Annotated in this window: 10 protein-coding genes and 2 pseudogenes; 9 read left to right on the top strand and 3 right to left on the bottom strand. The window is 69.3% G+C overall.

All coding sequences use genetic code 11. The annotated features are described in order from the left end of the window. The first annotated feature begins 64 nt into the window (after positions 1 to 64). The 6 genes and pseudogenes from ABIE67_RS06005 (at position 65) to ABIE67_RS05980 (ending at position 7,904) form a co-directional block, all read left to right on the top strand. On the top strand, positions 65 to 823 hold the full coding sequence (locus tag ABIE67_RS06005; RefSeq protein WP_370254420.1) for an ABC transporter ATP-binding protein: 759 nt from the start codon (positions 65 to 67) through the stop codon (positions 821 to 823). Next, the gene (locus ABIE67_RS06000) at positions 820 to 1,641 is read left to right on the top strand and encodes an ABC transporter ATP-binding protein (protein ID WP_370254418.1); all 822 of its coding nucleotides are present in this window, start codon (positions 820 to 822) and stop codon (positions 1,639 to 1,641) included. The genes ABIE67_RS06005 and ABIE67_RS06000 overlap by 4 nt, the downstream gene beginning before the upstream one ends. Continuing rightward, entirely contained in the window at positions 1,638 to 2,519 is an 882-nt protein-coding gene (locus ABIE67_RS05995) for a branched-chain amino acid ABC transporter permease (protein WP_370254414.1), read from the top strand. Before ABIE67_RS06000 ends, ABIE67_RS05995 begins: the two co-directional genes overlap by 4 nt. Further along, positions 2,516 to 3,627 (top strand): annotated as a pseudogene (locus ABIE67_RS05990) (branched-chain amino acid ABC transporter permease). The gene ABIE67_RS05995 and the pseudogene ABIE67_RS05990 overlap by 4 nt, the downstream one beginning before the upstream one ends. 5 nt (positions 3,628 to 3,632) lie before the next feature. Further along, positions 3,633 to 4,910, top strand: coding sequence for an ABC transporter substrate-binding protein (locus ABIE67_RS05985; protein WP_370254410.1), 1,278 nt, complete (start codon positions 3,633 to 3,635; stop codon positions 4,908 to 4,910). A gap of 573 nt (positions 4,911 to 5,483) precedes the next feature. After that, complete coding sequence (locus ABIE67_RS05980; RefSeq protein WP_370254406.1) at positions 5,484 to 7,904, top strand: SpoIIE family protein phosphatase; 2,421 nt, start codon at positions 5,484 to 5,486, stop codon at positions 7,902 to 7,904. Positions 7,905 to 7,966: 62 nt separating this feature from the next. Here the strand turns inward: ABIE67_RS05980 and ABIE67_RS05975 are convergent, their stop codons facing one another. Together ABIE67_RS05975 and ABIE67_RS05970 are read right to left on the bottom strand one after the other, a co-directional pair. Beyond that, complete coding sequence (locus ABIE67_RS05975; protein ID WP_370254402.1) at positions 7,967 to 9,583, bottom strand: cation acetate symporter; 1,617 nt, start codon at positions 9,581 to 9,583, stop codon at positions 7,967 to 7,969. Beyond that, on the bottom strand, positions 9,580 to 10,089 hold the full coding sequence (locus ABIE67_RS05970; protein WP_370254399.1) for a DUF485 domain-containing protein: 510 nt from the start codon (positions 10,087 to 10,089) through the stop codon (positions 9,580 to 9,582). Before ABIE67_RS05970 ends, ABIE67_RS05975 begins: the two co-directional genes overlap by 4 nt. 372 nt (positions 10,090 to 10,461) lie before the next feature. On the opposite strand from ABIE67_RS05970, the gene ABIE67_RS05965 reads away from it, so the two are divergent. Then, the gene (locus ABIE67_RS05965) at positions 10,462 to 11,505 is read left to right on the top strand and encodes a catalase family protein (RefSeq protein WP_370268255.1); all 1,044 of its coding nucleotides are present in this window, start codon (positions 10,462 to 10,464) and stop codon (positions 11,503 to 11,505) included. Positions 11,506 to 11,713: 208 nt separating this feature from the next. Here the strand turns inward: ABIE67_RS05965 and ABIE67_RS05960 are convergent, their stop codons facing one another. Next, positions 11,714 to 12,046, bottom strand: coding sequence for a putative quinol monooxygenase (locus ABIE67_RS05960; protein WP_370254395.1), 333 nt, complete (start codon positions 12,044 to 12,046; stop codon positions 11,714 to 11,716). 177 nt (positions 12,047 to 12,223) lie between these two features. On the opposite strand from ABIE67_RS05960, the gene ABIE67_RS05955 reads away from it, so the two are divergent. Beyond that, complete coding sequence (locus ABIE67_RS05955; protein ID WP_370254393.1) at positions 12,224 to 12,727, top strand: hypothetical protein; 504 nt, start codon at positions 12,224 to 12,226, stop codon at positions 12,725 to 12,727. After that, positions 12,676 to 12,861, top strand: a pseudogene (locus ABIE67_RS05950) (response regulator transcription factor); the annotation flags it as partial. The gene ABIE67_RS05955 and the pseudogene ABIE67_RS05950, both read left to right, overlap by 52 nt. Positions 12,862 to 12,924 lie beyond the last annotated feature (63 nt).

Here is a 12,924-nt window from a genome sequence, read left to right as displayed (position 1 = left end):
CGGAAGGCCCGCACCTACTGTGACGCTCGCCCACCCCCCCAGCACCTCGGAAGGGGCGTCACTCATGCTCGCGGTCGACGGTATCAGCGTGCGCTTCGGCGGGATCACGGCACTGGACGGTGTCGCGTTCACCGTCGAGCCGGGCACCGCCGTAGGGCTCATCGGACCGAACGGAGCCGGCAAGACCACCTTGTTCAACTGCCTCACCAGGCGCTGCACCCCCGATGCGGGGACGGTGCGGTTCCAGGACGAGGACCTGCTCGCCCTCCCGCCGCACTCCGTGGCCGGGCGCGGCATCGCCCGCACCTTCCAGAACCTGGGTCTGTTCCCGCTGCTCACGGTCCGGGAGAACGTCATGGTCGGCGCCCACAGCCGGGGGCGCACGGGACACCTCGCCGCGGCGCTCCGGCTGCCCCGCGTCCGGCGGGAGGAGAAGGAACTACGTGACCAGGCGGACGACTTGCTCCGGCGTCTCGGCCTGGCGGAGGTCGCCGACCACCCCGCCTCCGGGCTGCCCTTCGGCACGCTCAAACGCGTCGAACTCGCCCGGGCGCTCGCGGTACGGCCCCGGCTGCTGTTGCTCGACGAACCCGTCAACGGGCTCAGCCACGGCGAGGTCGACCAATTCGGGGATCTGGTCCGGTCGGTGCGTCAGGAGTTCGACCTCACGCTCGTGGTGGTCGAACACCACATGGGGTTCGTGATGGGCCTGTGCGACAAGGTGGTCTGCCTCGATTTCGGGCGCAAGATCGCCGAGGGCTCGCCGGAGGAGATCCAGCGTGACCCAGCGGTCATCGAGGCGTACCTGGGGGTGGCGGCATGACGGAACCCACCACCGACAGCACCGAAGCCGGGCAGGAGGAGGCGGAGCCGGGCTTCCTGAAGGTCGCCGGCCTGCATGCCGGATACGGCCAGGCCCGCGTGCTCCAGGGGCTCGACTTCTCCGTCGCACGCGGCGAGGTGTGCGCGATCCTCGGGCCCAACGGCGCGGGCAAGACGACAACACTGCGGGCCCTGTGCGGCATGGTCCGCGGACGCGGCTCGGTGACCTTGAACGGCACGGAGCTGCTGGGCCGCTCGCCCGAGCAGACCGCCCGTCTCGGCGTCGCGCACGTACCCGAGGGCCGGGGCACCTTCAACGACCTGACTGTCGAGGAGAACCTGCGCATCGGCGCCCACGTGCGCACCGGACGGTGGCGGCGCGACGGCCGCGCCGAGCGCGCGGCCGTCGCCGCCGACCTGGAGCGCATCCACGGCTACTTCCCCAAGCTCCGCCAGCGGTCCCGCCAGGCCGCCGGCAGCCTCAGCGGCGGCGAACAGCAGATGCTCGCCATCGGCAGGGCGCTGATGCTGCGGCCCTCGCTGCTGCTCCTGGACGAGCCGTCGCTGGGGCTCGCACCGCTGGTCACGCGCGAGCTGTTCGAGATCGTCCGTGCCGTCAACGAGGAGGAACGCACCACCGTGGTCGTCGTCGAGCAGAACGCCCAACTCGCGCTGGATGTCGCGCACCGGGCGCATGTACTGGAGGCCGGCCGCCTGGTGCTGTCCGGGCCGTCCCGGGAGATCCGCGAGGACGGGCAGGTCGCCGAGGTGTACCTCGGTGTCTCCGTCCGCTCCGGAAAGGACGGGGGAGCACCGTGACCGAACTGCTCCAGCAAGTGGTGGAAGGGCTCGGCTCCGGCGCGGTCTGTGCCAGCCTGGCGCTGGCCCTGGTGCTGATCCACCGGTTCACCGGCATCGTGAACTTCGCGCAGGGTGAGCTCGCCATGATCTCCACCTACGTGGCGTGGCAGCTCGTGGCGTCCGGGATGTCCTTCTGGCTCGCGCTGCCGGTCACCCTGGCGGTGTCCTTCGCCGGCGGCATGCTCGTCGAGCGGATCGTTATCCGTCCCGTGCGGAACGCGCCCGAGCTGACGACGGTCATCGTCACCGTGGGCCTGTTCATCTTCGTCAACGCGATGGCCGGTCTGATCTGGTCGTTCACCGTGAAGGACTTTCCGCAGCCGTTCCCCGACGGCGGGATCGACCTGGCCGGGGTGCGCGTGGACTGGTCGACGCTCGGGATCATCGCGGTGGTGGCCGTCGTGATGGGCCTGCTGTACCTGCTGTTCCAGCACACCTCCATCGGCCTGGTGATGCGGGCGGTCGCCTGCAACCCCGCCTCCGCCCGGCTGTCGGGCATCAGAGTGGGCCGCGTGCTGATGCTCGGCTGGGGGCTGGCCGCGACAGTCGGCGCGGTGTCGGGTGTGCTCGTCGCCCCGCTGCTGTTCCTCGAGCCCAACATGATGGGCGGGGTGCTGATCTACGCGTTCGCCGCGGCCACCCTCGGTGGCTTCGACAGCCCGGTCGGTGCGGTCGTCGGCGGCCTGGTCGTGGGCGTGGCCGAGACGCTGGCCGGGGCGTACGTGGACGTGATCGGTGCCGATCTGAAGGTGGGCGTACCCCTGGTGATCATCCTGGCGGTGCTGCTGGTGCGGCCCCAGGGCCTGTTCGGACGGGCGGCGGTGGAGCGCGCATGAGCACGATCGTCGCAACACTCGGTACCGACCGCGCCCGGCGTCTGCGGGCCGCGCTCACCGCGCTGCTCTTGGCGGCCGTCGCCGTGTGCGCACCGTTCTACTTCGCCCCCTTCCAGGTCTTCCAGCTGACCATGGTGCTGCTGTACGCCGTGGCGCTGGCCGGACTGAACCTGCTGGTCGGATTCGGCGGGCAGATCTCGCTCGGGCACGGCGCGTTCTTCGCGGCGGGGGCCTACACGGCGGCGGTCATGCTCGACCGGTACGACACCGGCCACCTGGCCACGCTGCCGGTCGCGGCCGCCGGATGCTTCCTGCTGGGCCTCGCCTTCGGGGTGCCCGCCCTGCGGCTGCGCGGGCTGTACCTGGCCCTGGTCACGCTCGCCTTCGCCGTGTTCCTGCCGCCGCTGCTCAAACGGCTCGAGCCGGTGACGGGCGGTTCCATGGGCCTGACCGTCGACAAGCCGCAGCCGCCGGCGTGGAGCGGGCTGGCCGAGGACCAGTGGACGTACTTCGTCGTCCTCGCCGTCACCGCGGTGGCCCTGCTGCTCGCCCGTAACCTGCTGCGGTCCCGCATCGGCCGGGCGCTGCTCGCCGTGCGGACAACGAGAGCGCCGCGGAGGTCATGGGCGTACGGCTGTCGCTGCACAAGACGCTCGCCTTCGCGTGGAGCGCGCTGTTCGCGGGTGTCTCCGGGTGCGTCTACACCTGGGTGATCGGCTTCGTCTCACCCGACTCGTTCAGCTTCGTGCTGTCCATCACGCTGCTGGCCGGCCTGGTGGTCGGAGGGCTCGCCTCGCTGTACGGACCGCTGCTGGGGGCGGCCTTCGTGATGTACGTGCCGAGCGTGGCCCAGGACATCAGCGAGGCGGCGCCCGGTGTGGTGTTCGGCCTGCTGATCATCGCGGTGATGTTCGTGGCGCCGACGGGACTGGCCGGTCTGGCGGGCCGTGTCCGGGGCACCGCCGCCCTTCGACTCACCCGCACCACCAGCCCCGCCGCCGACGACCGGACGTCCGACGTCGAACCCTCCGCGCCCCCCGCCCCGGCGGAGCCCGTCCCTGCCGATGCCGAACCCGTGGGCGCACCGCCCCGCACGGAAAAGGAATGAATCACATGCGCAAGAAGACCACTCTGCGGGCGGCCGCGGCCGCGTCCGCCGCCCTGCTCCTCGCCACCGCCTGCAACAGCCAGCGCGGGCAGGACGACAAGGACGCGGCCGCCGACGGCGCGTGCCAGGGCCAGCAGACCACCGGCATCACCGACAAGACCATCAGACTGGGCGGCATCTACCCACTGTCGGGACCGGCCTCCGCCTACGGCACGATCAGCAAAGGCGTGAGCGCCTACTTCAAGCACGTCAACGACAAGGGCGGCATCGACGGCCGCACCGTGGAGTTCACCGTCCGCGACGACGGCTACCAGCCGCCCAAGGCGGTCGAGGAGGCCCGCAGACTCGTCGAGCAGGAGAAGGTCTTCGCCGTCTTCCAGACCCTGGGCACCCCGTCCACGGCCGCCGTGTGGGACTACCTCGACAAGCGGAAGGTGCCGCAGCCTTTCGTCGCCACCGGCGCCTCCGTCTGGGGTACGGACGACAACCACCCGTGGACCACCGGCTGGCAGCCCAACTACATCGCCGAGGCACGGGTGTACGCCAAATACCTCAAGGAGGAGAAGCCGAAGGCCAAGGTCGCCGTCCTCTACCAGAACGACGATTTCGGCAAGGATCTGCTCGGCGGATTCAAGGCGGCCCTCGCCGGCAGCGGCATTGAGGTGGTCACCGAGGAGAGCTACGAGGTCACCGACCCCTCCGTCTCCGCACAGATGACAAGCCTCGCCCGGTCCAAGGCGGATGTGCTGCTCAACGTCACCACGCCGAAGTTCGGCAGCCAGGCCCTCGCCGCCGATGCCAAGAACACCAAGTGGGACCCGCTGCACATCGTGAACAACGTGTCCTCGTCAGCCACCGTGCTCAAGCCTGTCGGGTTCAAGAACGTCCAGGGCGTGGTCTCGGCGACCTACTTCAAGGACCCCGCCGATCCGCAGTGGGCCGACGACGCGGAGATGAAGACGTACCAGGACGCGCTGCGCAAGTACGCGCCCGACTCCGACCCGGCCAACCAGTTCAACGCCTACGGCTGGGCCGCCGCGTCCAGCTTGCACAAGGCTCTGGACGCGATGAAGTGCCCCACCAGGGAGGGGATGCGGGACGCCGTGCGCAACCTCAAGGACGTCGAGGTGGGCATGCTGCTGCCCGGTGTCACCCTCTCCACCGGGCCCGATGACGCCTTCCCGATCGAGACGATGCAGCTGATGCGGTTCGAGGGCGAGCGTTGGCAGCTGTTCGGTGAGCCGGTGGACACCCGCAAGGAGTTCGGCCCACTGGCGAAGTGAGCCGGCGGGGGCGGCCCCGGTCGATGCCCTGCCCCTGGGGACCGCCCCCGCTGTGTCCTGGCACCCGAGCGGCGAGGAAGGGGTGCTCAGGTTGAGCGCGTGCGCAGTTCGGCGGCGGCGCGCAGCAGAAGGGCGTCGGTCGGTGGCCGCGGCGCACTGGTCCTTCCTTGCCATCGGCAGGCTGCTGGAAGCCGTCCTCGCGGAGTCGGTGCGGGGATACCGGGCGGAGGGGGCGGCACATCCGCGCAATCGCCCGCAGCACGCACGTCCATGTGCACATCGTCCTCCACTGAGCCCGGCAGGGCTGCGCACGGCGAAGTCCCGTAGCGGCTCGTCATGAGCCGGGCACCATGCCTGCCGTAGTCCCTCATGCCCGCCACGCCGCGCCACGCGGCGGGCAAGGCCGCGGCTTCCGCCGGGTTTCAATAGGCTTACATGGTCAGCAGGTCAGCGTGCATTCGGGAACGCCGAGCCACCGCCACGGACGCCGTCATGCCGGTCACCGGCCGCGGTCAGAACACGGCAGAACATCGGTGACCGAGCACACGGTGGTGCCCAGCGGTGGAGAAGCGGATGACGGAGCTCAGCGAAAGCCACGACGATCCGTTCGCCCTGCACCTCCCCGCGTTGGCGGTGCTCGACGACCAAGGAGTCGTGGTCGGATGGAACCGGCGGGCGCAGGAACTGCTCGGCTATCCGGACACAGCCGTGATCGGTCGTCCGGCGTTCGAGGTCCTTGTCGATCCTCGTGATCTGCCGGCTGCCACTGAGGCCGCGGCGAACTGCAGGAGGGCCGGCGGCTGGTTCGGCGTCCTCACATTGCGGCACGGCGACGGGCGGCTCGTGGAGCTGGGGCTGAGGGCCCAGGAGCTGTCACGCGATGGCCGGGTCCGTGAGTGGTTTCTTGCGGGGGCACTCGCGGTTGACGTCCTGGAATGGCAAAGGGACCGTGCGGTTCTCGACGGGTTGTACCGTCAGTGCCCGATCGGCCTGGTCATCCACGGCCCCGACCTGCGGATTCTCCGGGTCAACCGGGCCATCGAACGCTTCAGCGGCGTCCCGGCGGCAGACTTTCGGGGGCTGCCCACCGGCCGGATGCTCCTCCCCGACGACGCACGCAAGGCTGTGGACCGTGTGCGCCAGGTGATGGACACCGGAAGACCCTTGGTCTACTCCGAGCAGTTCGTTCGCCTGGAGCGGGATCCGGCACGAGAGCGGGTCGCGTTGGTCTCGTCGTTCCGGATGGAGGACCCCTCCGGCCGTATTCTGGGTGTGGCCGAGATGATCGAGGACATCACCGAACGCCATCGGGCACAGCGCAGGCTCGCGCTCCTCGACCAGGTCGGCAGCCGTATCGGAACCACCCTCGACGTGGCCGAGACCGCCCGGGAACTCGCCGAGGTGATGGTGCCTCACCTCGCCGACCATGCGTCGGTGGACCTGCTTCAGTCGGTGACGCGCGGTGAGGAACCGATGCGGGCCCTGGCAGGGCCTCTGGTGCGACTGGGGACCTGCAGCGTTGGCGCCCAGCAACCCGGCCCGTCTCACCCCCACGGTGAGCCCGTGGAATTCGGGCCCGACACACCGCAGGCCGGATGCCTGGCCGAGGGGCGACCTGTCCTGGAGCCGGTGCTCCCGCCCGACTGGTTCTCGGCGGTAGGCCATCAGGGGGCCCACGCTCCGGACCCGGGCACCCACTCTCTGATCGTGGTACCGATTGCCGCGCGTGGCCTGGTACTCGGCGTCATGACCTTGTGGCGTTCGCGCCGCCCCGATGCCTTCGAGGCGGACGATCTCACCCTCGCTCAGGAACTCGCCTCGCGCGCCGCCGTCGCCATCGACAACGCCCGGCGCTTCACGCAGCATCAGCAGACCGCGTTCACCTTGCAGAGCAGCCTTCTGCCCCGGGCGATTCCGGATCAGTCGGCTGTCGAGGTGGCCCTGCGGTACCTGCCGGCCAGCGCGGGCCCGGGCCTGGGAGGGGACTGGTTCGACGTCATTCCCCTGTCCGGGGCCCGGGTCGCTCTCGTCGTCGGCGACGTGGTGGGGCGCGGCATCCACGCTGCCGCCACCATGGGCCGGCTGCGCACCGCCGTCCATACGCTCGCCAGCCTCGACCTGGAACCGGACGAGGTCCTCTCCCGCCTTGACGACCTGGTCAACCTGCTGGCGGCCGAACAGGAAGCAGTCGGTGAACGGCCCGTGGGTGAGCAGGTCGTCGGCGCCACGTGCCTGTACGCCGTGTACGACCCGGTCTCCGGACGCTGCTCCGTGGCCCGCGCCGGTCATCCACCGCCGGTGGTGACCGCTCCGGACGGACGGGTGGCTCTGCTCGACCTGCCCGCCGGCCCACCGCTCGGCCTGGGCGGCCTGCCGTTCGAGGCCCGGGACATCGAACTGGCCGAGGGAAGTCTGCTGTGCCTGTATACCAACGGAATCATCGGTGAACGCCACATCGATGCCGACGTCGGCCTGACGAAGCTGTGTGCAACACTCGCCCGCCCTGCGGGCACGCTGGAACGGACATGCCAAGCAGTGGTCGACGCGCTGGTCCCCTCGCTCCCCAGCGACGACGTCGTCTTGCTGATCGCTCGCACCCGCATGCTGCCACCGGCGAACGTCGCCTCCTGGCAGCTACCGCCGGAGCCTGCCAGCGCCGCCCGGGCCAGGGCTTTGACCTCGGCCAAGCTGACCGAATGGGGTCTGGAGCACCTGGCGTTCACCACCGAGTTGATCGCCAGCGAACTGGTCACCAACGTCTACCGCTACGCCGGGGGTCCTGCGACCCTACGGCTGATCCGTGAACGGTGTCTGGTGTGCGAGGTCAGCGACACCAGCCACACCTCACCACATCTGCGCCGCGCCCGGACGACCGACGAGGGCGGGCGCGGCCTGTTCCTGGTGGCTCAGATGACGGAACGCTGGGGTACCCGCTACACCCGCGACGGCAAGACCGTGTGGACCGAACAACCGCTGACCGGCACACCCGTCTGACCGTCTCAGGGTGCGGCCGGCGCGGGAGGCCGCCTGGAGGCGGCCCTCCCACGCCGCCGTGGTCATTCGGCTGCGGCGAGCAGCCGTGCCTCGCTCTCCTCGTACAGGCGCCGGTGCTCGCGGCTGTCGGCGGCACGGCGCCGGTGGTCCAGACAGCTGCCCAGCCAGCCCGCCAGATAGCCGAACGGGATGGAGACCAATCCGGTGGACTGCATGGGGAAGAGGTCGAAGTCGGCGTCCGGGAAGACGGCCGACGGTGTGCCCGAAACGGCCTTGGAGAAGATCATGAGCAGCAACGCGCAGGCCGCGCCGCCGTAGAGGGTGGCAAGCAGGCCGGTGCGCGTGAACCCTCGCCAGAACAGGGAGTAGGTGAGCGCGGGTGCCACCGCCGATGCTCCTATGCAGATGGCCAGCGTGGTCAACACGCCGACGTCCCAGTTCTGCACCATGGTGGCGAGCACGATGGCAACGGTCCCCACGACCACGCTCGTCCACGCCGCCACCGTCATCTCGGTACGCGGTTCGGCCTGTCCCCGTCGCACCGCATGGGCGAACAGGTCGTGGGCGAGTGACGAGGCCGCGGCCAGGGTCATCCCCGCGACCGACGACAGCAGGGTGATGAACACCATGCCCGCCACGGCCGAGTAGAGGATCGTCGCGCCCGCGGAGTCGGGGGTGCCGCCGAGCACCTGAGACAGCATGAGCACCGACGTTCTGCCGTGCGGGTCGGCCGCGGTGATGTACCGCGATCCCACCAGGGCCGCCGCTCCCGTACCCATGATGATCACGAGCAGGCAGAACGTGGTGACCGTGCCGACCGCCCATGACATGGAGCGACGCACAGCAGGCACGTCCTGCGCGGAATACAGACGCATCGTGATGTGGGGCAGGCAGGCCACACCGAGGACCACGGTGATCTGGAGACTGACGAAGTCCAGCAGGCCAACGGTCGACGTGCCCAACTGAAGGCCCTGCTGGAGGAAGGCGGGGCCCGCGCCACTGCCGTGCTGGGCGGCCCTGAGGATGGCGCCGGGGCTCCAGTCGAAGCGGTTGAGTACGAGAGCGGCGACGACGGCGCTGGTGCCGAGCAGGATCACGATCTTGATCATCTGAATGAGCGCGGTGCCCCTCATACCGCCGATCGCGGCATAGATGATCATCAGAGTGCCGACGATGACGATGCACGCCGTCCTGGCGCCCGCCGCATGCGGGATGTCCAGGATGAAGGTGAGCAGCGAACCGGCTCCGGAGAGCTGGACGACCAGGAAGGGCAGGGTCGCCGAAAGCGTCACCACGCAGGCCGCGATACGCACGGCCCGGCCAGGCATGGTGCGGGCCAGGACGTCGCCCATGGTGAACCTGCCGGCGTTGCGCAGGGGTTCGGCCAGCAGGAACATCAGCAGCACCAGGGACAGGGCGGTGCTGACCGCGAGTACATAGCCGTCGTATCCGGCGAGCGCGATGATGCCGGTGGTGCTCAGCACCGTGGCCGCCGAGATGTAGTCGCCCGCGATCGCCAGGCCGTTCTTGAGCGGGGTGAGCGACAGGTAGCCGGTGTAGAAGTTCGTCAGGTCGTCGCGGTCCGGTCCCGCCATGACGCACATCATCAGTGTGACGGTGACCAGCGTGGTGAACAGAACCAGGACGATGGCCTGCGTCCCGGAGCTGAAATCGTTCATCTCGCCGCCCCCGCGTTCCGGCCGGCGGGGACCGCCCGCTCCCTGATGGCGCGAGCCAACGGATCCACCGAGCGTTGTGCGCTGCGTCCGTACCAGAAGACCGCCGCGAAGGTGACGACGAGTTGGAGGACGCCCAAGGCCATGCCCAGACTCAGCTCTCCGGTGATCACGGACCCCATCAGGCCGGGCGCGTAGCAGGACAGCACGACATACACCACGAAAGAGCCGAGCGCGGTGAGCGTGGAGATCCTGCGGAGCAGGCGGTAGGCCGAACGGAGGGCGGCGAGGCCGGTGTCGTGCCGATGGGTCTCATGCGCGTCGGGCGCGTCCCAAGGGGCTTGCCGCCCGTACGACTCGTATCGCGGGGCTTCGTGCCCGTATGACTCCGGCCACGGGCTCTGTGCGTACGTCTCGTGTCGAGGGGGGATCCCATGGGGCTCGGGGTGCGGCGGCGGCCATCCCGTAGGTGCAGATGGTGGGTACCGGTTCTCGTCGGCGTATGTCATCGCCTGGCCTTCCACTACGGCTCGGATCCGTGAGGTGAACGGGGAAGAATGGTTCAGGCGGCGCACCATACCGACTGGTTGGAATGCTCGTAAGTCTGCCGTGGGTCACGTTTAGGGGTTGATGTGGTCGCAGGGCGGGCTTTCTCCGGCCTGCCTGAGTGAGGGATCAGGGATCCGGAGTGGCGCCCCGGACGCGGTTGCCCTCATCGGCGTGTGATTCATCACAGCACGTTATGTTGTGCACAATTTAATTGCTGGCTAGATTCTTGGGAATCAACGGCACTGTCACAGGGAGGCAGCACCATGGATCCCGTCCGTTATGAGGATTACCGCCCCGCCGAACGTCCGTCCTATCAAGCGGAGTTGGACGCAGTGGTCGCACAGGTGGCGCAGCGCACCGGCGCTTCGGTCGAGCGCGAGGCCGTCGGCCGCGCCGTCCGTACCGCCCACGGAAAGACGTACGGCCTTCTCAAAGCCACCGTCACGGTCGGTGACAACAGGGGCTTCCACGCGCAGGGCATCTTCGCCCGGCCCACCGTGTACGACGCCGTCGTCCGCTACTCCAACGGTCTGGGCCACCAGCGTCCCGACCACCAGCTGGGCGCGGCGTGCGGGATGGGCATCAAGCTGTTCGGAGTCCCCGGCCCCTCACTGCTGGCCGACGAACCGGACACCGGTACCTTCGACCTCAACCTGATCAACAACGAGGTCTTCTTCGCGAACACCGCCTACGACTACATGGTCATCGAGGAGTTGTTCGCGGAGCTGCCCGAAGGCCTGGTGAACCCCGCCCGCCGCAAGACCTGGATGGCGGAGTTCCTGACCCGCCGGGGCAGCCTCACCGATCCCGACGGCTGGCTGTGGGACGAACTGTTCGCCATGCTCTCGTTCACCACCGTCCCGCGCAGGAACCTGCTGTCGTACACCTACAACAGCATGGGTGCCTTCCGGTACGGCGACCACATCGCCAAGATCCGCACCGTGCCGACGGCCGAGTCCCTGGCCGCCCTCACCCACCGGATCGTGGACGTGCGCGCGGACAACGAGGCGTTCCGCCGCACGCTGGTTGCCGAGGCCGCGGAGCGCGACCATTCCTTCGAGCTCCAGGTGCAGCTCAACACCGATCTGGCTCGCATGCCGGTGGACAACACCTCCGTGAAGTGGCCCGAAGAGTTGTCCCCCTGGGTGACCGTCGCCCGTGTGGACCTCCCGGGCCAGGACATCGGCGGGGAGGACAACGTGGCGGCCGCCGACGCCACGTCGATCACACCGTGGCGCTCCCGGGAGGAGCACCGGCCCATCGGCGAGATCCAGCGGGTGCGGCAGGAGGTGTACCGGCGCTCGTCCATCGAGCGGCACCGCATCAATGGACAACAGCGGCGCGAACCGGTCAGCAGCGCGCAACTGCTCGGTTGAGCCGGCCGAGTCGCGTCCCGCAGCCTGCGCCGACCGCGCTCGGATCGCGGCCGTGCGCAACAAGCGAGCCGCCAGCCCCGCCCTCGTCGGTGCTGCGGGCCTGGCGGCGAACTCCTCCGTCAGGGTGAGGTCGCCCTCCCCGAACGGCTCCGTCACACCACCATGCACCCGCCGGATCTGACCGCCAGTCCTCTTGGCGGAACCCGCCCTACCCCTGCTCGGGAACGGCCATCTCGCCCAGCAGCGCCCAGTCGTCCTGCGGAACGTTCGCGTTCACGATGCGGGGTGTCTCGATCAGATGGGGCGGCAGCGTCTGCTGCGCGGCCCTGAAGTGCGCGGACTGCACGTGAGCAGCGCCTGCTTCGTCATCGCGGAAGGCCTCGACCAGGACGTACTCCGTGGGGTCCGTCACGCTTCGCGACCAGTCGAACCAGAGGCAGCCGGGCTCCCGGCGCGTGGCTTCGGTGAAGTCGGCGGTGATGTCCGGCCACCGATCGGCATGCTCGGGACGGACTCGGAACTTTGCGGTGATGAAGATCATCAGCCTTCCTGTCTCCTCGGACGTACGTCGTCTCGGTTGCCGTCCGGCAGCAGATGACGGAGGCCGACATGCGCGGCCCGGCCGGTATGCCGGCGGTGCGGTTCGAACGGGCCGGCAATGGGTGCCGACGATGCCGGTCCGCCGAACGAACATTCGCCGGCTCATGCCCAGCTACCAGTGACGCGTGGCGACAGGATCGTACGACGTCAGCCGCGCACGGGCAGTCCACCCGCGGCAGGAAGTGCCTGTCTGGAGGATCTTGCGGACGCGGTCGGCAACGAAGACCTGCCGATGCGGCTGGAGGCCGCCCGGGCGGTCAAGCGGTCCGGATTCGTCCCGGTGCCCCATCTGTCGGCCCGCCGTCTGCAGTCGCGGGCCGAGCTGGAGGAGTTCCTCGCCGCGCTGCGGGAGGACGGCCTGAGCGAGCACGTGTTCGTCATCAGCGGCGATCCCAACCGGCCGCACGGCCCGTACGAGGACGCGCTCACGGTGATCCGGTCCGGGCTGCTGCAGAAGTACGGTGTGCGGCACGTCGGCGTGAGCGGCTACCCCGAAGGTCACCCCGCCATCGGTACACCCGTGCTGTGGTCGGCGCTGGAGGAGAAGGCCGCCGCCCTGGCGGAGGCGGCCTGTCCGGCAGCGGCAAGTCCAACGACGAGATCGCCGACAAACTCTTCCTGAGCGTCCTGAGCGTCCTGACCGTGCGTACTCACGTCCAGCGCGCCTTGACCAAGCTCGGCGCCCGCGACCGTGCCCAACTCGTCGTCATCGCTTACCAGACCGGCTTGGTGCGCCCCGAGCCGTCCAGTTTCTGAGGATGGTTGCCGCGATCGCTCTGGTGTGGCAGGGGAGGGGGAGGGCGCTGTCGGTCGGACCCG

The organism is Streptomyces sp. V4I8 (genome assembly GCF_041261225.1).
In the GTDB taxonomy this organism is placed as follows: Bacteria; Actinomycetota; Actinomycetes; order Streptomycetales; family Streptomycetaceae; genus Streptomyces.
Note: the sequence above shows the minus strand (reverse complement) of the source record. Positions and strands in the feature narration are given on the sequence as shown.